Raw genomic sequence first — 22994 nt, 5'->3', positions numbered from 1 at the left:
TCACGTCCCGTCAGGGCGCGGGGACCACGTCGTAGATGTAGAACGTCCCGCCGCCCTCACTGATCGACTCGACCTCGTCCACGCACGGCTGGTCGATCGGCTGCTGGCTCAGGACGTGCTCGATGTGCTTCTGCGCCACGGGCCCGCACGAGTCGAGCTTGACCTGCACGACGTCGGCCGTGACCAGCACGATCTCGGGAGCGTCCGGGTTCGCCGTCCAGTTGACGTGCGCGTAGCGGTTCCACGCGTCCTCGTCGCCACCGTCGGGGTCCAGGTCGTCCCACATCTCCTGCGAGGGCCACCCCTGCACGCCGCTGTAGGACTCGACGCCGGTCTCGCGCAGGACGGCCGTCGCCGCGAGGCCGTCCACGGCGACCCACGACCCGGGGTTCTCGGCGTCGACCTCCTCGATCGCCTGCCCGACCGCGGTCTCCCGCATGTCGAAGACGCCCTGGTAGATGGGGTTCACCCACCCGGCCACGACGAGGGCGACCAGGGCGACCAGGATCCCGGGGACCGTCGCCCGACCGCGGGAGAACAGCCCGATGGCGACCGCGAGCACCACGAGCAGCACGACCCAGGCGATCGAGGCCTCGAGCACGGCCGGCGCGTTGCGCACCAGACCGCGGTAGACCACCCAGTGCGTCAGCAGCACCGCCGCGACCGACGCGACCGTGGTCCACACCGGGACCCGGACGTCGGAGAGCTCCCGCAGGCGCCCCACGACGAGGCCCAGCAGCAGGATCGATCCCACGCCCATGCCGATCACGATCCGCGGCATCACGACACGGTCGAGCAGGAGCAGGTGCGCCACCGCGTCCCACCCGGGCACGTAGATGAAGGCGAACATGAGACCGAGCGAGGCGAGCACGCCGACCATCGCCCAGTCGAACCCGGCTCCGCGGCGCCAGCGCGACCAGAGCAACCACAGGGCCGAGGGCACGAGGTACAGGCCGAAGAAGATGAAGCTCGACCCCTCGGAGGCGTTCGCGGCGAAACCGGTGGTGTCCGCCGCGCGCAGTCCGATGCCGAAGATGCCCGCGTACATCGCGAGCCACGAGAACGACCCCGACGCCCCGGTCGGCGAGAGCCGCTGCCCCGGGTAGACCGTCGAGACGACGGCGTCGATGGTGTCCCGTCGCGTCACCAGGAAGACGGCCAGCACGATGCCGGCGACGACTGCCCCCACCGCGAGCGGAGCCATCCGCCGGAGCCGTTCCGGCCACGACAGCGAGCGCGCCATGACGATCCAGCCGACGACGAAGCCCACCGCCGGGTACAGGCACGGGATGAGGTAGGGCGGGTACAGCGCCACGACGGCGACCACGACCAGGTAGGAGACGATCGCCGCGATCACCCACCGGTGCCAGGTGCGGTCGGTGCGCAGCATGAGGATCGTGCCGGCGCACGCCGCGATCGCGCAGGCGGGCGGCCAGAAGCTGCCCGAGCCGAACCACCACTGGAAGAACGGTGCGGCGGCGAACGCGCCCGCGACGGCGAACGACGCCAGCGGACGGCGCCACAGCGTGCAGAGCAGCACGAACAGCGCGGCGGCCATCGTCAGGAAGGGCAGCCACCACTTCAGCGCGTACGCGTTGTCGAGCGGCAGGACGAAGAAGCCCCACATGTGGGGGCGCAGGAGGACGGACCACTCGCGGTACGGCAGGTCCCAGACGATCGTCGTGTCGAACCCGCCGGGGAACAGGCCGCTCTTGTACGGCAGACCCTCCTCGACCTGCGACACCGTCAGCGGTGCGACGACCAGCCACTCGTCGCTGCGGATGGCACGCGGGACGCCGCGCAGGAGTCCCGGGTCGCGCCCTCCGAACATGGCGCTGTACAGCAGGCCCATCGACGAGCCGTTGATGCCGAACGCGACCAGGACGAGGAGCAGGACCGCGTACGCCGCGAGCCCGACCAGCAGCTGGCGCCGCAACGGCGTGGTGCTCGGCTGGATGAGCCGGAGGTACAGCGACAGCAGCGCGTACCGCGCGCGGTCGACCCTGCCGCGCTCCCGCGGTGACTCGACGTCAACCATCAGTTCGTCGACTCCTCGTGGACGGCCGGTGGGCCCCGTGGCGGGCCCCCGCGAGGATACCCGCCGAACGTGGGCGAGAGTGCCGGGTCTGCGAGTGTGCACCACGGTCCGGGGGGTCCTGCGTGGTGGAATGGCGACTGCTGTGTGTCGCGGTCGTGATCAGGGGAGAACCACCATGCTCGGAACAGCCGCACGACTGCTCGTCGTCGCTCTCCTGGTGGTGGGTGGCCCGGTCGTGGCCGCCGACCGGGAGCCGGCCGCCGCCGCTCCACGCGCGAGCGAGGTCTCGGTCGACGAGCTGAACCTCACGGGTGTGGACGACGAGGCACTGGCGGAGCTGCCCGAGCAGGCTCCTCCGGTGGCCGAGGACGCCGTGGTCGAGGACGCCGTGGTCGAGCCGCTCGCGGACGCCGCGACCACCGCCGACGCCGCTGCGCCGTCCTCCGCGGCCCGGATCGTGGGTGCCGCGTACCTGCAGCCGAACCGGCGCACGGGTGTCGCTCCCGATCCGTCTCCCTCCGAGACCCCTGTCCCGACCACGACCCCCGAACCCACGCCGACGCCGGTGCCCAGCGAGTCGAGCAGCCCGGACGCTCCCCCGCCCCCTGCCCCGACCCCGACGCAGCCTCTCGACGACACGCTGGTCCCGGACCCCGACGTGCTCACGGCCGAGCTGGAGGTCGACCCGTTCACCGTCCTCGGCCTCAGCTGGCGGGACACGGCCGAGCTCACCGACCCGGTGATCCGCTACCGCGTCCGCCAGGCGGACGTGTGGAGCGACTGGGAGGCGGTCGGTGAGTCCGACATCGCGCCCGACACGGGGAGCAGCGACGACCGCGGGAGCCGTCGCGGGGCGACCGACGCGATCGTGGCGCTGGACGCCGACGGTCTCCAGATCTGGGCCGAGGCCGCGACCGGCACCATCTCCGGCCTCAAGGCCGTCCTGATCGACCCGGGCACCGACCCGGCAGGCACCGCCGCGACGACGCAGGGCTCGTCCACCGCGGGGGACGCCGTGATCCGCAACGCGGCCGTGCTGCCGGCCGCACCGGCTGCCGGTCCCGCCATCGTGACCCGCGCCGCCTGGGGTGCCGACGAGTCGCTGCGGACCTGCAACGCGGACCTCGCGCCGACGACGCTCGCGGCGGCAGTGCACCACACGGCCTCGACCAACGCCTACAACCCCGAGGACGTCCCCGGCCTGCTGCGGGGCTTCCTCGCGTACCACACGCGTCCCGAGGCGGACGGTGGTCGTGGCTGGTGCGACATCGGCTACAACTTCCTGGTCGACAAGTTCGGCCGTGTGTTCGAGGGGCGGGCCGGAAGCATCACCAAGGCGGTCGTCGGCGTCCACACCGGCGGGTTCAACAGCCGCACCATCGGCGTCGCGGCAATCGGTGACTACAGCGCCGCCGCCCCGTCGGGAGCCCTGCTGGAGTCGCTGAGCCAGGTGATCGCCTGGAAGTTCAAGACGTTCCGGATCCTCGGCGGCAGCACGGTGACCATGGTCTCCGGCGGTGGCGCGTCCAAGTACCCCGAGGGCACGGTCGTCACCTTCCCCACCGTCTACGCGCACCGGGACGCCCAGCTCACCGCGTGCCCCGGTCAGAACCTGTTCGACCAGATGCCATACCTGCGGTCGCGGGTGGCCGACCTCGCGAACGCCGCGGTGTACGCGTCCCCGATCTGGTCCCTCGACAGCTTCGGGTCCAACTCGTCGGGCATCTTCGGCGGCGGCTGGATCCTCGACCCGGAGAGCACCGCGTCGCTCGAGCTCACGGTGACCGTCGACGGCGCCCCCACCCGGGTCGTCGCGGCGATCAACCGGCCCGACCTCGCCGGCCCGTTCCCCGGGAACGGCACCCAGCACGGGTTCAGCTTCGCGATACCGGCCTCGGGGGGCACGCACGAGGTGTGCATCACCGCCGGCAACGTCGGGGCCGGCAACGACGTGATGCTGGGGTGCGACTGGAAGACGGTCGCCAACGGGACGCCGTTCGGCTCGCTCGACGTCGTCTCCACCACCGCGTCGTCCATCCGGATAGCGGGCTGGGCGCTCGATCCGGACACGACCGCGCCGATCACGCTGCACGTGTACACCCGTGACAACCTCACCGCGGTCGTGGCGAACAACTACCGGCCCGACGTCGGCGCGATCTTCCAGCGCGGGGACAACCACGGCTTCGACGCGACGCTGCCTGCGTCGGCGGGCGTCCACCAGGTGTGCGTGTACGCCATCAACCAGCCCGCCGGCATCAACCAGCAGCTCGGCTGCCGCACAGTCCAGGTGGGCACTCCCCCCGTCGGTGTCGTGGACGCCGCCGTGTCGGCGGGCGGTGCGGTCACCATCTCCGGCTGGGCGTTCGACCCCGACACGTCGGCGTCGATCGGCGTCCACTTCTACGTCGACGGCGGGTGGGCCACCGCCACCACGGCGGGCGGCTCCCGCCCGGACGTCAACGCGGTCTACCGGATCACCGGCAACCACGGGTACTCCGTAACGATCCCGCTCGCCGCCGGGCCGCACCTGGTCTGCGCGTACGCGATCGACACCAGCGGGGGCATCAACCCCGAGATCGGCTGTCGCATCGTCACGGTGGTGAATGCGGCTCCGGCAGGCGTCGTCGACTCCGCGGTCGCATCGAGCGGCGCGGTCACCGTGACGGGGTGGGCGTTCGACCCTGACACGACCGCGTCGATCGGCGTGCACTTCTTCGTCGACGGAGGCTGGAGGTCCGCCACGACGGCCACCGGTCCCCGCCCGGACGTCAACGCGGTCTACGGGATCGGCGGGAACCACGGATACAGCGCCACGTTCCCGATGGCCGCCGGTCTGCACCGGGTCTGCGCCTACGCGATCGACACCGGTGGCGGCACCAACCCGGAGATCGGCTGCCAGATGGTCACCGGTCGGTGACCGCCCGGCGGCCGGTCCCCGGTCCGGTCACCAGGACTGGACCCGGTCGCCCCAGCCTCGGCTCTCCATCGCGGCCTTGACCGGGTTCAGGTACTCGGGTCCCACGACGACGATGACGTCGGGGTTCGCGGCGAGCACCTTGCGAACCGCCGTGATCGCGTTGTCGATGCTGATCCCGTCGGGCGCGTCGTCGGGCAGCAGGCGCTGCGTCTCGTCGATCCACCGTCCGGTCAGCGCGTCGAACCACTGGGCCGCCATCATGGGCGGGATCTGTCCGGCCCACGGGTACGGCAGGAAGGTCCGGGGGCCGTCCGACTCGGGGCGCGGTTCGCGGGCCGCGTCGATCAGGTTGACCGCGTCCGACGCCGGGACGGGCGCCAGGGCGAGCGCCACGAAGTCGGCACGCGAGAGCCCACCCGGGGCCACACCGCCACCGAGCGTCGTCGGCAGCTTGGTGGGAAGCCCGTAGACCAGGAGCGCGGCGACGCCGGTGAGCACGAGCGCCGTCCCACCGACGGCGCGGACCGGCAGAGACCGGCGAGGTCCGACGGGGCGCAGGACCATGACGAGCGCGACCACGAGGACGACGGCCGAGACGAGCTGCAGGGCGATCGCGTACTTCCAGAAGTAGTAGGCGACATCGCCCTGCGCCTGGATCTGCGAGATGGCGAGCACCGTGGCGAACACGACCCCGGCCAGCGGGACCAGGCCCACCCATGCGGTGCGCTCGGCGTCGCCGGCCCACGGGCCCCGCGTCCGCCGGGTCTGGACGAACAGGAGGGCGCACGCTGCGACGGCACCGACCGACGTCAGCACCAGCTGCCCGAACGGGACGGACGTCACGCCGCCGCCCAGTCCGAGCAGGTTGCCGAGGCCAGGCTGGTGCCGCAGCATCGTCCAGGCCTGGCCCAGCCCGATCAGCGTCACGACCGTGATGATCGCGGGCGCGACCCAGGTGCGGCGGTCGGTGCTCCACCGGAGCCGGGAGCGCGGGAAGAAGATCGCCACCACGCCGAGCGCACCCATGGACAGCAGCAGCGACCAGTTGTGGGCGATGCCGACCGCCGCACCGCCGAGCGCCGCGAGGAAGACCGGCGACAGCGGCCGGGTCATCTGGATGACGAGCAGCGGGATCGCCGCCACGAAGGTGACGGCGAGGACGAAGTTGGGGAACCCGTCGTGGATGAGCATCCCGCCGGGACCCAGCGTGAACGTCGCCACGACGAACATCACGGCCGGGAAGGCGACCAGGGGCCGGCGGCGCAGCGCGGGCAGCGAGGTGATCCCGGCGAGCACCATGACCACACCGAGGAGCACCACGAGCATCATCGACCGGCCGTAGGCACCGAGGAGCGCGCCGGGGTCCACGCCGGCGTCGGCGGGACCGAGCAGCGCCTCGAGCAGCGTCGCCGTGACGGTGTGGAACCCCTGCGGGTACTGCGCGTACGACCACTGGCCCAACGGACCCGATGGGATGTGGCTGATGACGACGCCGTGGTTGTAGATCATCGCGGCCATGTCGAAGTGCGCCGAGTTGTCCCACCCCCGCAGCAGTCGCGACAGCGTGACCTCGGGGCTCGAGGCGCGCAACGACGGCAGGTAGACCCAGGTGGCGACGAGCGCGCCCAGCACGAGCACGCCGTCGGCCCACCGCACCCGCGGCAGCAGCAGACGCGCGCGGCTCAGGACCCGCGGGCCGGCCACGAGCCAGGCCACGACACCACCGGTCACCATGGCGAGCAGGAGTCCGGCATGCCCGCCCACGCCCGACAGCGGGAGGCGCCACCACCACAGCAGCGGGATACCGCCGAGCAGGACGGGACCGGCGATCAGCAGCCGGCGCGAGAGCTCGCGCGACGTCGGGGCCAGGACGGTGACCAGCGCGAGCAGCCCGAGGAGGAGCTCGCCCGGCACGTCAGCGATCGCGAGCACCCCGAGCACAGCGACAAACGCGACCGCTCCACCGACCAGCGACCGGGCCCAGAACGGGACGTCCAGCGCTCGCGAGGGGCGGACCGGCGCACCATCACCGCGATCTGGCGCGGCGTTGGCGTCGTCGAGGACGGCGGCGGGGGTGGTGTGCACAACGCCCCAGAATAAGGCACTGCCCCCGACCGACCGACCAGCACGCGCTCCGATTCGGGCATCGATGCACGATTGCGACATCGGCGCAAGCGGGTTCGGGTGAGACACGCGGCGGAACCCAGGAAGTGGGCGTTCGATGGCTACCGTGGGTTCGTCCCCGCTCACCCCGACTGCGTCGAGGCACCATGTCCTTCCCCGATCGTCCGCCGCGCGCCGCCTGGCTGCTGCCCGTTCTCGTGCTCGTCGCCGCGTGCACCGGGTCACCGGGCGACAGCGCCGAGCAGTCGGATGGACCGAGCCCGTCGACGTCCGCGTCGCAGCCCTCCACGACGCCCGACCCGATCGCGACGACGACCGCACCGTCGACGCCCTCGGTCGAGCCTGTCCAGACCCCGGTCCCCGGCGCCGAGCCGACGGCCGCGCCGGCGGACCCGCGTCAGCAGGCGACCCTCGTCATCACGTCGCTGGTGTGGAACGGGACGAGCGGTGCCGTCGAGGCCAGCGGGTACGCCTCGGTCGTCGAGAACGACGGCGTCTGCACCCTCACCCTGACGAAGTCGTCGCTGACGGCGACGGCACGCTCGACCGCCTACGCGGACGCCAGCACGACCTCGTGCGACCTCCTGACCATCCCCCGATCGGAGCTCGGCTCCGGCACCTGGAACGCGATCGTCGACTACGGGTCGTCCGCATCGCTCGCAACGTCCGCACCCCTGACGATCGAGGTCCCGTGACCATGCCCCCCACCGCCGCGCACCGCGCGAACCGCATGCTTCGAGCCCTGGTCGTCACCGTGCTCGCCGTCGGCCTCGCGGCCGTCTCCTCCCCCGCTCCCGCGTCGGCGGCCGACACCGGGGCGTTCGACCCGGGCCTGATCATCAGCGACGCGATCTTCTTCGACTCCACGACGATGCGCGCCTCGGACATCCAGGTGTTCCTCGACCAGATGGGGGGATCGTGCGTGCCCGGCGCGGACGGCACCCCCTGCCTGAAGAACTTCCGGCAGGACACGACCTCGCGGGCGGCGACCGACAGGTGCCCCGGTGGATACGTGGGAGCCGTGAACGAGAACGCCGCCAGCATCATCGAGAAGGTCGCCCGGGCGTGCGGGATCAACCCGCAGGTCATCCTGGTGACCCTCCAGAAGGAGCAGGGCCTCGTGCGCGGGTCGGGCTCGGGCCTCTACGCCAACCGGTACCGCAGCGCGATGGGCTACGGCTGCCCGGACACGGCCGCGTGCGACGCGCAGTACTACGGATTCTTCAACCAGGTCTACTCGGCCGCGTCGCAGTTCCGGAACTACGCGCTGAACCCGACGCGCTACGGCCACCGCGTGGGGATCGTGAACAACGTCCTCTTCCACCCGAACGCCGCGTGCGGGAGCGCACCGGTCCTGATCCAGAGCCAGGCCACCGCCGGCCTGTACAACTACACGCCGTACCAGCCGAACGCCGCGTCGCTGCGCGCGGGCTACGGGACGGGCGACTCGTGCTCGTCGTACGGCAACCGCAACTTCTGGAACTACTTCACGGACTGGTTCGGCCCGACCACGCAGCGCGCCCCGATCGGCGTGCTCGACGCCGCCACGGGCGGCCCGTCGACGGTGACGGTCTCCGGCTGGACCCTCGACCCCGACACCACGGCGTCGCTGTCGGTCCACGTGTTCGTCGACGGCGGCTGGGCGGGCGCGGCGACCGCGTCGATCCCGCGGGCCGACGTCGCCGCCGTCTACGGCAAGGGCGAGCTGCACGGCTACCAGATCTCCGTCCCGGCCGCGGCGGGGACCCACCGGGTCTGCGCCGTCGCGGTGGACGGCAACGGCGGCCGGAACACCGAGCTGGGCTGCCGCTCGGCCACGGTCGTCAACAAGCCGCCGCTCGGCGCGCTCGACACGGTGACGGTCAACGGGTCCGAGGTGACGCTCGCCGGCTGGGCGTTCGACCCGGACACGTCTGCGCCGATCGGCGTGCACTTCTACGTCGACGGCGGCTGGGGCGGCGCGGTCGACGCGACCCTGCCGCGGGCCGACGTCGGTGCGATCTACCGCAACGGCGACAACCACGGGTTCTCCATCACATTGACGGTCACTCCCGGGAGCCACTCCGTCTGTGCGTACGGCATCGACACCACCGGTGGACCCAACCCGGGGATCGCCTGCCGGAGCTTCACCACGGCGGCGGCCGTGCAGAAGGCGCCGATCGGTGTCGTCGACGCCGTGACGGTCAACGGTGCGACGGCGTCCGTCTCCGGCTGGGCGTTCGACCCGAACACGGTCTCGCCCATCGGGGTCCGCGTGTACCTCGACGGCGTCGCGGTGGCGAACGGGAGCGCCAATGCCTCCCGGCCGGATGTCGCTGCGGCCTACGGCAACGGCGACCTGCACGGGTACACCGTCGCGTTCCCCGCAACGGCTGGGCCGCACAGGGTCTGTGTGCGCGGGCTGGACTCCAGTTCTGGCGCCGAGACCGAGCTCGACTGTCGGTCGTTCACCGGGGCCGCCCCAGCAGCCGTCAACGCCTTGCCCACCGGCGTCATCGACGCGATCTCGGTCTCCGGCACCACGGCGACCGTCTCCGGCTGGGCGTTCGACCCGGACACCACCGCACCGATCGGCGTGCACTTCTACATCGACGGTGGGTGGGCCGGTGCCACGACCGCCGACATCTCGCGGCCGGACGTCGGGGCGGTCTACGGCAAGGGCGACCTGCACGGCTACACCGTCGCCCTCCCGTCGACGCCGGGCCAGCACACGCTGTGCGCCTACGGCATCGACGCGAGCGGTGGCCCCAACCCGGCGTTCGCGTGCCGGGGCTTCACCGTCGGGTGATCCCGGAGGTTTACGAGGTGGGCGCCAGCACGATCGGCGCCGCCTCGTCCCACCGCTGCGCCCAGTCGCCGATCGGCTCGACGCCGACGGCGCGCAGCGCGTCGTGCCCCAGGACCGAGTAGGCCGGCCGGGGCGCGGGGCGGACGAACGCGTCGCTCGTCGTGGGTGCGACCGCCGTCGCGTCCAGCCCGGCGGAGCGCACCGCGGCAGCGGCGAACCCGTGCCACGACGTCCGGCCCGACGAGGTGCCGTGGTACGTGCCGGCCGGCGCTCCGGCCACGACGAGCCGGTGGATCAGGTCGGCCAGGTCCGCCGTCCACGTCGGCTGACCCAGCTGGTCGTCGACGACGTCGATCGCGCCGCGCTCGCCCAGCACCCGGACGATCGTCGTGGGGAAGCACGGGCCGTGAGCGCCGTACAGCCACGCCGTGCGGACCACGAGGTGGTCGGGCGCGACGCTGCGGACGGCCCACTCCCCCGCGCACTTGGTGCGCCCGTACGCGGACCGGGGGGCGACCGGGGCGTCCTCGGCGTAGGCGGTCGACGCCTGCCCGTCGAAGACGTAGTCCGTCGAGACGTGCACGATCCGGGCCCCCGCGGCGTGCGCCGCGCGAGCGATGTGCTCCGCGCCGACCGCGTTGACCGCGAACGCCGTCGACTCGTCCGACTCGGCCGCGTCGACTGCGGTGTATGCCGCACAGTTCACCACGACGTCGAACCCCTGGGCGATCCCCGCCGTGGCGCCGGCGTCCGTCACGTCGAGCTCGGCGCGGCTCAGAGGCGTGACGTGCTCGCCGCGTTCGCGGAGCATCGTGCACAGGTCCTGGCCGAGCATCCCGGTCGCACCCACGACCAACCAGCGCACGTCGACTCCGTCTCCTCGACCGCCTCGCGCGGTGACCCGGTCGCCCGTCTCGTCGGACGACCCGGACAGGCTAGTCGACCTCGGTGCGCTTCTTGCCGCCGAGGGCCGCCTCGAACGCGGCGAGGTGGGTCCGCGCCGCACGCTGCCAGGTGAACTCGTCGGCGCGCGCGACCGCCGCCGCCGCGAGCTCGGCGCGGTGCTCCGGCCCGTCCAGCAGCGAGCGCAGCCCCGCGGCGATGGACGCGTCGTCGGTCGCGCAGTAGTCGACCGCGTCGCCGCCGACCTCAGGCATGGACAGCTCACGGGTGGTGAGGACCGACGCTCCGCAGGACATCGCCTCCAGCACCGGCAGACCGAACCCCTCGCCGAGCGTGGGATACGCGACGACCTCGGCGCCCGAGAGATATCCGGCCAGGTCAGCCAGCGGCAGGTACCCGGTGCGGCGGACGAGCAGCCCGTCCGGGACCCGGGCGACCTCCGGGTCGACCTCGGCGTCCCAACCGGGTGCACCCGCGAGCAGGAGAGCCGGCGGCTCGGGCCGGTCGCGCACCGCCTCGACCCAGCCGCGCACCAGAGCGGGCACGTTCTTGCGGGGCTCGAGCGTGCCGAGGAACGCCACGTACGGACGCTCGCCCAGGCCGAGCGTCGCCCGGACGCGGTCCTTCTCCTCCTGCGTGACGGGGTGAAAGAGCGTCCGGTCCACGCCGTGGTAGGCGACGTAGAACGCGTCGCGGGAGCTGTGCGTGTAGCGGACGACCTCGTCCCGGGTCGCCCGCGACGGGACGACCAGCGCGGCAGCCCGACGCACCGCGGTGCGGGTGGCCGCACGGAAGAAGCGCGCCTTGACCTGCGAGTGCAGCTCGGGGTGGCTGAAGAACGTCGCGTCGTGCAGGGTCACGACGACGGGCACGGGCGAGCGCCGTGGCATCGTGTAGTGCGGGCTGTGCAGGACGTCGGCACCGGTCGACCGGACGAGCGACACCAGACCCGTCTGCTCCCACAGCAGGCGCGCCGGCCGGCTGCCCACGCGCTCCGGCGCCGCGACGACCTCCGCGGAGGGGACGAGCGCGGAGAGGACCTCGGCATCCCGGTCCTGGCTCACGACCACCAGCGTCGCGCCCTCGTCGGCGAGCGCCGGGAGCAGGGCGTCGACGTACCGGCCGACCCCGCCACGGTCGGCCGGGATCGCTGTCGCGTCGATCAGGATCTTCATGTGCTCCGTCTTCGCATCGCTTCGCTGCCCGTCCCGGCAGCCCCCGCGAGAGTACCCAAGTCGTCGCGACGACACGTGACGGCCTAGGCTCGCCCGGTGCCCCCGACCGAGCCCACGCACCTGCGGGTGGCGATGACCGTCGAGCAGCTCTGGCAGCCCTTCCCCGGAGGCTCGGGGACCTACGTCCGGTCGCTGGCGACGTCCCTGGCCGGCACTGACGACGTCGACGTGGTCGGCGTGGCGGCCCGGCACACGACCCCGCCGCCGTCCGGTGACCTGCCGATCCCGGTACGGACCTCCTGGCTGCCACGGCGCGTGCTCTACGACGCGTGGCACACGACGCGCCGGCCGCGGAGCTCGGTCCCCCGCGACGCGGACGTGGTGCACGCGACCACGTGGGCGATCCCGCCCCGGACGGCCCCGCTCGTGGTCACCGTGCACGACCTCGCGTTCCTGCGGGCACCGGAGCACTTCACGCCCCGCGGCAACCGGTTCTTCCGCCGCGCGCTCGAGATCGTCGGCGCCGAGGCGGACGTGGTGCTCACGCCGTCGGAGCTCACGGCGCTCGACTGCGTCGACCACGGCATCGAGCGTGCTCGGCTCCGGGTGGTCCCGCTCGCGGCGGACGTGCTCGACGTGCCGACCACCACGCTCGCCGAGTTCCAACGCGCGCACGGGCTCTCCGAGCGCCCCTACGTGCTGTGGTGCGGCACGGTCGAGCCGCGCAAGAACCTCCCCACGCTCCTGCGTGCGTTCGGGGACGTGGCCGCCCGCAGCGACCTGGACCTCGTCCTCGTCGGACCCGTCGGCTGGGGATCCGTGGACCTCGAGGCGCCGGCCGCGGTGCTGGGCGACCGGCTCAAGGTCCTGGGCCGACTGTCGCACGCCGACCTCCACGCGGCGTACGCCGGGGCGCGCGCGTTCGCGTTCCCCTCGACGTGGGAAGGCTTCGGGCTGCCCGTCCTGGAGGCGATGGGGCACGGGGTCCCGGTCGTGACCAGCCGCGGGACCTCGATGGCGGAGTTCGCCGCCGACTCCGCCCTGCTCGTCGACCCCCTGGACAGCGACGCCCTGGCGGAGGCGCTGCTCGACGCGTCCGGTCCGCAGCATGACGACCTGGCCGTCCGCGGCCTGGCGGTGGCGGAGCGCCACACCTGGGCACGCACGGCCGAGCAGACGGTCGCCGCCTACCGGGCCGTGCGCTGACCCCTACGGCGTGTCGGTCGGGTCGAGCTCGCCGTCAGGGTTGGGTGCGCGCAACCGCGCAACCCGCCCGCGCGCGCGCCGGACGAGCTCGGACGCCCCACCCTCGGCGAGGTACTTGCGCGCGAGCGCGACGTCGCCCCGGACGCTGACCCGCGGCGGGGCCGGACGCCGCCGGGCGCGGGCCGTCGGGAGCACGTCGGCGAGGTCCGCCGCGCGGCGGGGGAACCGGCAGAACTCCAGCACCGGCTCCAGCACGGAGCTCCAGCGGTAGGCGCTGGCGAAGGCCTGCACCGACTCCTTCGCCGCCGCTGCGGCCACCGGGTCGTAGAGCAGCTCCTCGAGCGCCGCCTCGAGCGCGTCGACGTCACCAGGCGGCACGGTGCGCCCGAGACGGTGGCGCTCGATGAGGTCACCGAACGTGTCACCCGTGGTGGCGACGATGGGCAGCGACGCCCACAGGTAGTCGAGGATCCGCGTCCGGAAACTGAACGCCGTCTCGATGTGGTGGTGGTGGGTGGAGACGCCGATGTCCGCATCGAGGAGGTAGTCGGCCCGCTCCTCGTACGGGACCCAGCCCTCGTTGAAGAAGACGTGCGTGTCCACCAGGCCGAGCGAGGCCGCAACCTCGCGGGCCTCCGTGGCCACGCGCATCGCCGGGACGCCCGGGTTCGGGTGCTTCAGGCCCATGAAGAACAGCCGGACCTCGGGGTGCCGCTCGGCGAGCCGGCCGACGGCGCGGATGAGCGTGACGGGGTCGAACCAGTTGTAGATCCCGCCGCCCCACAGCAGCACCTTGTCGTCCGGACCGATCCCGGGGACGGTGCCGCGGATCGCGTGCCGACGCTGCACCGGGGGCGCGTCCGGGATGCCGAACGGTACCACCTGGAGCAGGGAGCCGAGCGCCTCGTCCTCGTCGTAGGTCGACGGGTTGACGCGACCCTGACCCGCCAGCTGGCCGAGCCAGAAGTCGCGCTGCTTGTCCGACGCGCACAGCACCAGGTCCGCCCGCCGCAGCTGCGCGTTGAGCACCCGCGTCGTCTCGGTCACGGCATCGACGCGTCCCGCAGGCCCGAGGTCGCGCGCCTGCTCGAGCTGTTCGAGGTGCATCGGGTCGTACACGTCGGCGACGAGGATCTTCGAGGAGCGCGCCAGCCACGGCGCCTGCTCCATGAGGAACCCCTGGAAGATGATCACGTCGGCCCAGAAGGTCGGCTCCCGCAGGCCCGTGCCGCCGGCGTACTCGACCGAGAAGTCGGGGTGCGACGTCTCGGCACCGCGCGTCGACAGGAGCCGGACGTCGTGCTCGGGCGCCAGGGCGGTCGCCAGCTCCCAGGCCCGGATGGCCGGACCGGCCATCGTCGGCAGCAGGGGCTCCCCCGTCACGACGAGGATCCGGTGCCGGGTGGAGAACGTCTCCTCGATCTCGAAGGCGTCGACGATCGCCTGGTACCCCTCTACGTAGTACGGCTGCGGGTACGCCGGCTCCATGACCTGACGGAACAGCGGGAGCAGCTCGTGGTCGCTGCGCCGGCGCTTGGCCTGGAGCTCGCGCCGGGACGCCGCGAGGGTCGGGAGCTGCTCGACGAAGTAGTCGATGGCGAGCGGGCCGGTGAGCGCCATCTTCGGGATCGTCACGTCCGGCTCGGCGTCGCCACCGGGTGAGCGCTGCAGGTCCAGCTGGCTCGGGTCGAGGTCCGTCCGGGCCACCGACCGACGGACCGCGAGGGCCATGGCGCCCGGCAGGGCCTTGGCGAGCGCCTCGTCGCCGAGGTTCTTGTACAGCGACAGGAGAGCGTTGCGCTCGAGCAGGTAGCTCTCGCGGAAGTTGCCGAACTTCTTCATCGTGACGTGGTGCCGGTGGAACGCGACGGAGCCGGGGACGTACCGCACGCGGTACCCGAGGAGGTTCAGCCGCCAGCCCAGGTCGACGTCCTCGTAGAACATGAAGAACCGCTCGTCGAACCCGCCGACGTCCCGGAAGGTCTCGGTCCGCACGAACATCGCCGCGCCGGTCCCGAACAGGACGTCCTTGGCCGTCTCGAACGCTCCCGTGTCCGGCTGCTCGACCTCGCGCTTGTAGCCCATGCCGAACCACGTGAGCGAACCGTCGACGTAGTCGACCGCCGTGCCTTCCCAGTCCAGGACCTTGCTGGCGACGGAGGCGACGACGGGGTCCGCCTCGAACGCGGCGACGGCGGCCGAGATCCAGTCGGGGCCGGGCCGCGCGTCGTTGTTGATGAACGCGACGTACTCCCCCGTGGCGTGCGCGACGCCGAGGTTGCAGCCGCCCGCGAAGCCGGTGTTGGAGCCGGCCTCCACGACGAGCACGTCCGGCAGCTCCGCGTGCAGCCGCTCCGCGCTCCCGTCGCCCGACTCGTTGTCGACGACGATCAGCTCAAGCCGGTCGGCCGACCAGTCCACGTCGGCGAACGACTGCAGGCAGACCAGCGTGTCCTGCGCACCGCGGTAGTTCACCACCACGACCGACACGACTCCGGGCCGGGTCGCCGGCGGCGCTGCGGACGGACGGCTCACGGGACCTCCAGGTGGGGCGGACGGATGCGTCCGATCGGCCGCCGGCTGGTCGCGCGGCCCGCCGTGCATCCTATCGGCGCACGGCCTGGGTGCTCGGCCGCCGGTACCGGCTGCATCGGAATTGTTGGTTACCCTGAGGCGATCCTCGCTGCCAGGCCGGACACCGAGAACGACACGAGGGGACAGATGGACACGACTGCGGAAGACCGCGCGGCAGCCCTCGCGCTGGAGCCGATGCGGTCCGCAGGACCGACCTCCGGGTTCTTCCGTGGCACCGTGCAGAGCGTCCGGGACATCGTCGCCCAGCGTGAGCTGCTGCACCTGCTGATCCTGCGGGAGCTCAAGTCGCGCTACAAGGACAGCGTCCTCGGCTTCGCGTGGAGCCTGATGCGGCCGCTCGCCCTGCTGCTCATCTACTACGTGGCCCTGGGCCAGTTCCTGGGCGCCGCCAAGTCGATCCCGTCGTTCGCGATCTTCGTCTACACCGGTCTGACCGCGTGGACCCTGTTCAACGAGATCGTCCTGCAGGGCACGGGGTCGATCGTCGCGAACTCCGGGCTGATCAAGAAGGTGTACCTGCCACGCGAGGTGTTCCCGCTCAGCGTGGTGGGCTCGGCGCTGTTCAACTTCGCGATCCAGCTGGTGATCCTGCTGCTGGCCACCGTCGTCGCCCGCGAGGTCCCGCTCGGTGAGCGCTGGTGGTACTTCCCCCTCTCGCTGGCCGTGCTCGTCGTCTTCGGCACGGCGTTCGCGATGCTGCTCTCCGCGGTGAACGTATATCTGCGAGACGTGCAGTACATCGTCGAGATCTTCCTCATGGTCTTCTTCTGGGCCTCCCCGATCGTGTACTCGTGGGCCCTGGTCAGCAACGCGATCGACGATCCCGCGCTCGAAGCGGTCTACCTGAGCAACCCGGTGACGCTCGCGGTGCTCGGCTTCCAGCAGACCTTCTGGGTGGCCGGCGACGGTGAACCGGTGCCGCCGGACCTCGGCACCCGGCTGGGGATCGCGCTGGCCGTCGGCATCGTCGTCCTCTGGCTCTGCCAGCGAGCCTTCGCCCGGCTCCAGAGCAACTTCGCGCAGGAGCTGTGATGAGCACGACACCCGTCATCCGTATCGAGGACCTGTCCAAGCGCTTCGTGATCCGCAAGGAGAAGTCGCTCAAGGAGCGGCTCCTCAACTTCGGGCGGTCCAACCTCCACAAGGAGGACTTCTGGGCGCTGCGCGACGTCGACCTGGAGATCGAGGCGGGCACCACGGTCGGCCTCGTCGGACCGAACGGCTCCGGCAAGAGCACCCTGCTCAAGACGATCGGCGGGATCATCCAGCCGACGACCGGCAGCGTGCTCCTGCGAGGCAGGCTGGCGGCGCTCCTCGAGCTCGGTGCCGGCTTCCACCCCGACCTCACGGGCCGGGAGAACGTCTACCTGAACGCGTCGATCCTGGGTCTGAGCCGTCAGACGACGGACCGCTACTTCGACGCGATCGTGGAGTTCTCCGGGATCGAGCGGTTCATCGACACCCAGGTGAAGTTCTACTCGTCGGGCATGTACGTCCGGCTCGCGTTCGCCGTGGCCGTGCACGTCGACCCCGACATCCTCCTGGTCGACGAGGTGCTCGCGGTCGGTGACGAGCCGTTCCAGCGCAAGTGCCTCGAGCGCATCCGCACCTTCCAGAAGGAGGGCCGGACGATCATCCTCGTGTCGCACGGGCTCGACCAGGTCGCGGAGTTCTGCGACCGCGCGGTCGTGCTGGAGAACGGGCGGGTCGCTGCCGACGGTGCACCCGAGGACGCCCTGATGGTCCTGCGTGCCGACTTCGAGGTCGCCCGCCAGGCCGACCTCGCGCGCCTCGCGGCGGCGTCACCGCAGGACGCGGCGGCGGCCGCCCGGTTCACGGGCATCAGCGTCCGGTCCGACGACAGCGAGGGCGGGCGCCCCGTGGTGGACGAGGGCGAGACCATCACCATCGCGATGGAGGTCCGTTCCGACGCGGAGCTGCGCGACTGGAGCATCGAGGTGGGCATCGCGACGCCGCTGGGGAACCCGCTGTTCGTCACGACCACCGAGATGCTGGGCATCGACCTCGCCCCCCTGCAGGGCACGCGGCAGTTCACGCTGACGCTCCCGGAGGTCCACCTCGGCTCCGGCGACTACGCGGTGCGCACGACGCTGCGGTCCGGCGACGGCGCCGAGATCCACTACGTCCCCGTCGGGGCGCAGTTCAGCGTGCGGACGGCGGGCAGCAGCCGCGGCCACGTCTTCATGCCGGCGATCTTCGAGGCGCACTGACAGCAGCGCCCGGTCCCGACGAGGGGACCGGGCACTCCGTCAGAACTCGGCGCGGAAGCCGACCGGGAAGTACGGGTCGCGCTCGGGCGTGCCCCACCGGCGCATGATCGTGTCGTACTCCCACTGGTGCACCGTGGAGTCCCGCGTCAACGACTCGAAGTGGTATAGCGTGACGTCCGACATCCAGAGCAGCCGCAGGTCCAGCGAGCCGATCTTGCGCGAGAAGTCCACGTCGTTGAAGTTGCCCGGCAGCCCCTCGTTGAAACCGCCGACCCGCTCGAACGTGTCGCGGGTGACCGCGATGCACGCGGCCGTGAGGCCGGAGCACTCCCGGCTGACCAGGAAGGCCCGGAACGGGCCCTCCTCGTCGCCGCCGCCCTTGAAGCCGGCGTGCGTGAGGTCGCCGCTCGCATACACGTGCCCGCCGTGCTGCAGGCTGCCGTCCGAGAAGAGCAGTCGTGCACCTGTCGCGCCCACACCCTCCTCGAACAGCGGAGCGGCCAGCTCGGCGGCGAAGTTCGGGCTGACGAGCTGCATGTCGTCGTTCAGGAAGACGACCACCTCGCCCGAGCTGGCCAGGTAACCCACGTTGCACTTGGCGCTGAAGTTGAACGGCTCGAGGAACGGCACGAGCACGACGCGGTCGCCGGCGATCGCCCGGAGCTCGGCGAGGACCGACGCCGGGGTCGGCTCGTCGTACACGATGACGATCTCGAGGTTCTGGTGCGTGCTCACCGTCACGAGCGAGCGGACGAGCTCGACGACGAGGCACCGGGTCTCGCCCCAGACCAGCGCGTTGCCCCCGCGGGTGGGGATGACGATGCTGACGGTCAGGTCCGGGTCGATCTCCCGCACGACGCGGTAGGTGCCCGGCTGCGGGCCGAGCTCCGCCCGACCGCGGATCCCCCGCCGCTCGAGGCTGCGCTGCACGGCCTGCAGCCCCGCCATCCAGGCGTACGGCTTCGCCTCGCTGTCGTGCGCGGTCGACCCCTCGATCGCGCGCCAGTGGTAGTACACCTCCGGCAGGTGCACGATCGAGCGGGCCTGCTCGGTGACGCGCAGAACGAGGTCGTGGTCCTGGGACCCGTCGGTGCCCACGACGAACCCGCCGACGTCCCGGACCAGCGAGGTCCGCAGCACGGAGAGGTGTCCCGTGTACATCTGGCCGAGGAGCCGCTCGGGGGACCACTCGGGCTTGTCGAAGGCGTCGAAGAAGTCGCCCTGGTCGCTGATCTTGTCCTCGTCGGTGTAGAGGTAGTCCGCGTCGGGCTGCTCGATCAGCGCCTCCGCCACCGCGGCGAGCGCACCCCGCGCCAGCATGTCGTCGTGGTCGAGCAGCGCCACGAACTCGCCCGTGGCGAGCCGCAGCGCATCGCTCGACGCGGCGACGATGCCGCCGTTCTCGGACCGCGTGTGCACGACGATCCGCTTGTCGAGCGCGGCGAGCTCCCGCAACGTCGTCGCCACGGCGGGCGACGGCGAGCAGTCGTTCACCAGGATGAGCTCCCAGTGCGGGTAGTCCTGGGACCGGACGGAACCGATGGCCGCCCGGAGCGCCTCGACGGGAGGGTTGTACACCGGGGTCAGGATCGAGATGACCGGCGCGGGCACTCTCCTACCCCGGGCCTTCCTCGGGTCCTTCACCGTCCTCGTGCTCCCCATCGTCTCCCCCGACACGCCGCCCCCTGCCTTGCTGACCGCTAGCGTCACGCGCTTCCTCGGATCGTGCGCCGCACCCGGCTCAGCGGCGAGACGACGAGCTGACCGACCCGCCAGCTGGCCGACAACCGGAGCTCGGCAACGTCGTGCTCCGCCTTGGCCAGCTTGCGCGCCATGATCGCCTGCTCCCGACGGGCGGTGCCGAGCTCCGCCTCCGCGCCGATGGCGTGGTCCCGCATCGTCAGGACCTTGCGCCGCAGCGCCGTGATCTCCTCGACGAGCGCACGCTTCTCGAGCAGGAGTGCGACACCGTGCTCCTCCGCCTCGCTCATCTCCGGCAGGACGTCCGCCGTCTCCAGCTCGGGTCGTGCCACCGCAGCGCCCGCCGTGGCCGGCTCGACAGCGAGCACGTACTGGTAGTTGAAGCTGTCCGGCTTCGAGCGGACCCACTCCACGAGCTCGGCCGGCAGGTCCTCGGCGTCGAGCTCGACCTCGGACGAGAGCGGGTCGACGACCGTCGACCGCAGCCGGGTCACCTGCAGTCCCGCCTCGGCGACGAGCTCCTGGATCGAGGCTTCCGTGAAGAACCGGACGTGCGTCCGGTCGAGCAGGCCGGTGTCGCGGTAGTCCCAGCGCCCCTGGAGCAGCGCCAGCCGCAGCGAGCCGTGCGTGACGTTCGGGACGGAGATGATGATCTGCCCGCCGGGTGCCAGGAGCATCGCAGCGGCCGCGAGGACGGCTCCGGGTCGCACGAGGTGCTCGAGGACCTCCGACAGGATGATCCGGTCGTACCGCTCGCTGCCGATCGCCGCGGGCAGGTCGTCGTGGTCGAGGTCCAGCACGGTGACGGTGCGCAGACCGCGCTTGCGCGCCAGCTCGGCCGCCTCGGGATCGATCTCGACCCCGTCCACCGTGCAGCCCCGGTCGATCAGGACCTCACCGAGGAAGCCGGTGGAGCAGCCGATGTCCAGGACTCGCTGGCCGGCACCGACGAGGTCGATGACGAGCGCGTGCCCGGTGTTCGTGGCCTCAGGATCGATCGACTCGAGGTCGTAGACACTCACGGCGAGGCGCTCCATCCGTCGCAGGGGTACCACCGGGTCCGGAGGTTCGGCACGATCGTAGCCGCTGGTCCGACGCGACCGGCACGGCAGGGGCCTGCGCTCCGGCCCCGCCGTGGCACCATGTGCGACGTGCGGATCACCCTGGACGCGACCCCTCTCGTCGGAGTCCGCACGGGCATCGGCCGGTACGTCGAGCACCTGGTGGCGGCCCTGCCTGACGCGTTCGAGCGTCGGGGCGTCGCCGCCGAGGTCCGGGTCTCGACGTGGACCGCCCGCGGTGGGGCCGTCCCGGACCTGCCGCCGTCGGTCACCCAGGTGGGCCGACGGGTGCCTGCGCGACTGGTCCGGTCGCTGTGGCGGCGGGGCTCCTGGCCGCCGGTGGAGCTCCTCGTCGGCACGACCGACGTGTTCCACGGGACCAACTTCGTCTCGCCTCCGACCCGCCACGCGCGCGAGGTCGTCACGGTGCACGACCTGACGTACGAGGTGCACGCGCAGACCGTCAGCGACGCCAGCCTGCTGTACCGGGAGCTCGTGCCCCGCGCCCTGGCCCGCGGGGCGCACGTGCTGACGCCGACCGAGGTCGTGGCGGCGGCGGTGCGGGAGCAGTACGGGTTGCCCGCGTCGCAGGTGAGCGTGACGCACCTCGGCGTGGACGCGCCCTGGTTCGACGCGGCGCCGGCGACGTCGGCGTGGCTCCGGTCGCGCGGCCTGCCGGACGAGTACCTCGTTTTTGTCGGCTCGCGCGACCCCCGCAAGAACCTGCACCGGCTCCTGGAGGCCCATGTCGCGCTGCGGGCCCAGGACCGGTCCACCCCCGACCTCGTGCTCGCCGGTCCCGCCGGCCGGGAGGTGGACCTGTCCGAGGGGGCCGGGGTGCACGTGACGGGCTGGCTGACGGACGCCGAGCTGCGGGACCTCGTCGCCGGCGCCCGGGCGCTCGTGCTGCCCTCGATCGACGAGGGCTTCGGGCTGCCCGCCCTCGAGGCGCTCGCTGCCGGCAGGCCCGTGCTCGCCGCCGACATCCCCGTGCTGCGCGAGGTCGCGGGCGAGTGCGCCGTCTTCGCCCCGCCGACGGACGTCGACGCGCTGGCCGCCGGGCTCGCGCGTGTGCTCGCCGAGCAGGACACCGCCGACGCCCGCGCGGCCCGCCGGCGACGCGCACGCGAGTTCACGTGGGACCGGACCGCCGACCGCACGGTCGAGGCCTACCTGGGCGCGTCATGACCGCCGACGTCACCGTCGTCACCGTCTCCTGGGAGGGCCTCGCGCTCACCCTGACCTGCCTGGACGCTCTTCGCACGCAGGACCTCGACGGCCTGCGGATGGACGTGGTCGTGGTGGACAACGGGTCCACCGACGGCACCGCCGAGCGCGTCGCGGAGCTGCACCCGTGGGTCCGCGTGCTGCGCTCGGAGACCAACCGGGGCTTCGCCGGGGGGAACAACCTGGCGCTCCGGCAGGTCCGGACGCCCGCGGTGATCCTGCTGAACAACGACGCCGCGCCGGAGCCGGACTTCGTCGCGGCCCTCGTGCGGGGACTGACGACGGCGGACCCGCGCGTCGCCGCGCTGGCCGCGACGGTGCTGCTGGCGGACAGGTTCCGAGCGGCCGGTCCGGACGACGACCCGGGCGCTGTCGTGACCGGGCCGGACGGGACGTGGGTCGCGGACCCGTCGGGCGCGGTCCGGCTGGTCAACTCGACCGGCAACCAGCTGCGTACCGACGGCTTCGGTGTCGACCGCGGCTGGCTCGCCGACGCCGCGCGGCACGACCCGCCTCCGGCGGTGTTCGGGTTCAGCGGTGCGGCGGCGATCCTGCGCACCTCAGCGCTCACCGAGGTCGGCCTCTTCGACGAGCGCCTCTTCATGTACTACGAGGACACGGACCTGTCCTGGCGACTGCGCCTGGCGGGGTACCACGTCGAGCACGCCGCCGGTGCCGTCGTCTCGCACGTGCACGCCGCATCGTCCCGCGAGGGCAGCGACTTCTTCCGGTTCCACGACGCGCGCAACCGGCTGGCGGTCATCACGAAGAACGCCACACCGCGGTTCGTGCTCCGCGTCTGGGGTGCCTACGTGCTGACCACGGCGTCGGTCGCGCTGCGTCGGCGGCAGCCGTGGGCCCTCGTCCGCACCCGGCTGCGGGCCCTGGGCTCCTGCATCGCGATGCTGCCGCACCTGCTGTCGCAGCGGCGACGCATCGGACGCCGCGCGGTGGTGCGGCGCGACGCGGTCGAGACGCTGTTCATCACGCCTGGCGCCTCGGGCGGCTACCGGGGCTGAGCCCAGCTC

15 protein-coding genes are annotated in these 22994 nt (G+C 72.2%); 8 read left to right on the top strand and 7 right to left on the bottom strand.

Annotated features, from left to right (window positions below):
* Window positions 1–10: 10 nt before the first annotated feature.
* On the bottom strand, window positions 11–2038 hold the full coding sequence (locus J2X26_RS07760; protein ID WP_307491201.1) for a DUF7657 domain-containing protein: 2028 nt from the start codon (window positions 2036–2038) through the stop codon (window positions 11–13).
* A gap of 175 nt (window positions 2039–2213) precedes the next feature.
* Here J2X26_RS07760 and J2X26_RS07755 point away from each other — a divergent pair, with 175 nt between their 5' ends.
* Entirely contained in the window at window positions 2214–4955 is a 2742-nt protein-coding gene (locus J2X26_RS07755; RefSeq protein WP_307491200.1) for an N-acetylmuramoyl-L-alanine amidase, read from the top strand.
* Window positions 4956–4982: 27 nt separating this feature from the next.
* Here the strand turns inward: J2X26_RS07755 and J2X26_RS07750 are convergent, their stop codons facing one another.
* Complete coding sequence (locus J2X26_RS07750; protein ID WP_307491199.1) at window positions 4983–7040, bottom strand: hypothetical protein; 2058 nt, start codon at window positions 7038–7040, stop codon at window positions 4983–4985.
* A gap of 185 nt (window positions 7041–7225) precedes the next feature.
* Here J2X26_RS07750 and J2X26_RS07745 point away from each other — a divergent pair, with 185 nt between their 5' ends.
* On the top strand, window positions 7226–7774 hold the full coding sequence (locus tag J2X26_RS07745; protein ID WP_307491197.1) for a hypothetical protein: 549 nt from the start codon (window positions 7226–7228) through the stop codon (window positions 7772–7774).
* Window positions 7771–9867 carry a hypothetical protein gene (locus tag J2X26_RS07740; protein ID WP_307491195.1) on the top strand — a complete coding sequence of 699 codons (2097 nt, stop codon included), beginning with the start codon at window positions 7771–7773 and terminating at the stop codon, window positions 9865–9867. The genes J2X26_RS07745 and J2X26_RS07740 overlap by 4 nt, the downstream gene beginning before the upstream one ends.
* A gap of 10 nt (window positions 9868–9877) precedes the next feature.
* On the opposite strand, the gene rfbD is transcribed toward J2X26_RS07740, so the two are convergent.
* Together rfbD and J2X26_RS07730 are read right to left on the bottom strand one after the other, a co-directional pair.
* Window positions 9878–10732 (bottom strand): dTDP-4-dehydrorhamnose reductase, encoded by an 855-nt coding sequence (gene rfbD, locus J2X26_RS07735; protein WP_307491193.1) that lies wholly within the window; start codon window positions 10730–10732, stop codon window positions 9878–9880.
* 70 nt (window positions 10733–10802) lie between these two features.
* Window positions 10803–11945 (bottom strand): glycosyltransferase family 4 protein, encoded by a 1143-nt coding sequence (locus J2X26_RS07730; protein ID WP_307491191.1) that lies wholly within the window; start codon window positions 11943–11945, stop codon window positions 10803–10805.
* Window positions 11946–12041: 96 nt separating this feature from the next.
* Here J2X26_RS07730 and J2X26_RS07725 point away from each other — a divergent pair, with 96 nt between their 5' ends.
* Entirely contained in the window at window positions 12042–13151 is a 1110-nt protein-coding gene (locus tag J2X26_RS07725; RefSeq protein WP_307491190.1) for a glycosyltransferase family 4 protein, read from the top strand.
* Between the two features lie 3 nt (window positions 13152–13154).
* Here the strand turns inward: J2X26_RS07725 and J2X26_RS07720 are convergent, their stop codons facing one another.
* Window positions 13155–15686 (bottom strand): glycosyltransferase, encoded by a 2532-nt coding sequence (locus J2X26_RS07720; RefSeq protein WP_307491188.1) that lies wholly within the window; start codon window positions 15684–15686, stop codon window positions 13155–13157.
* A gap of 186 nt (window positions 15687–15872) precedes the next feature.
* On the opposite strand from J2X26_RS07720, the gene J2X26_RS07715 reads away from it, so the two are divergent.
* Window positions 15873–16778 (top strand): ABC transporter permease, encoded by a 906-nt coding sequence (locus J2X26_RS07715; RefSeq protein WP_307491185.1) that lies wholly within the window; start codon window positions 15873–15875, stop codon window positions 16776–16778.
* Window positions 16778–17977 (top strand): ABC transporter ATP-binding protein, encoded by a 1200-nt coding sequence (locus J2X26_RS07710; RefSeq protein ID WP_307491184.1) that lies wholly within the window; start codon window positions 16778–16780, stop codon window positions 17975–17977. The genes J2X26_RS07715 and J2X26_RS07710 overlap by 1 nt, the downstream gene beginning before the upstream one ends.
* Before the next feature lie 39 nt (window positions 17978–18016).
* Here J2X26_RS07710 and J2X26_RS07705 read toward each other — a convergent pair whose 3' ends face one another.
* Both J2X26_RS07705 and J2X26_RS07700 read right to left on the bottom strand, forming a co-directional pair.
* On the bottom strand, window positions 18017–19588 hold the full coding sequence (locus J2X26_RS07705) for a glycosyltransferase family 2 protein (RefSeq protein WP_307491182.1): 1572 nt from the start codon (window positions 19586–19588) through the stop codon (window positions 18017–18019).
* Between the two features lie 95 nt (window positions 19589–19683).
* A complete protein-coding gene (locus J2X26_RS07700; protein WP_307491180.1) occupies window positions 19684–20700 on the bottom strand; it encodes a class I SAM-dependent methyltransferase in 1017 nt (338 codons plus the stop codon).
* A gap of 129 nt (window positions 20701–20829) precedes the next feature.
* Between J2X26_RS07700 and J2X26_RS07695 the strand changes: the two genes are divergently transcribed.
* Window positions 20830–21927, top strand: a complete 1098-nt coding sequence (locus J2X26_RS07695) for a glycosyltransferase family 4 protein (protein ID WP_307491178.1) — start codon at window positions 20830–20832, stop codon at window positions 21925–21927.
* Complete coding sequence (locus tag J2X26_RS07690) at window positions 21924–22985, top strand: glycosyltransferase family 2 protein (RefSeq protein ID WP_307491176.1); 1062 nt, start codon at window positions 21924–21926, stop codon at window positions 22983–22985. Before J2X26_RS07695 ends, J2X26_RS07690 begins: the two co-directional genes overlap by 4 nt.
* Window positions 22986–22994 lie beyond the last annotated feature (9 nt).

The sequence above is a fragment of the Cellulomonas humilata genome (genome assembly GCF_030814415.1).
GTDB lineage: Bacteria > Actinomycetota > Actinomycetes > Actinomycetales > Cellulomonadaceae > Cellulomonas > Cellulomonas humilata_A.
This window is presented reverse-complemented; position numbering and strand designations above follow the sequence as displayed.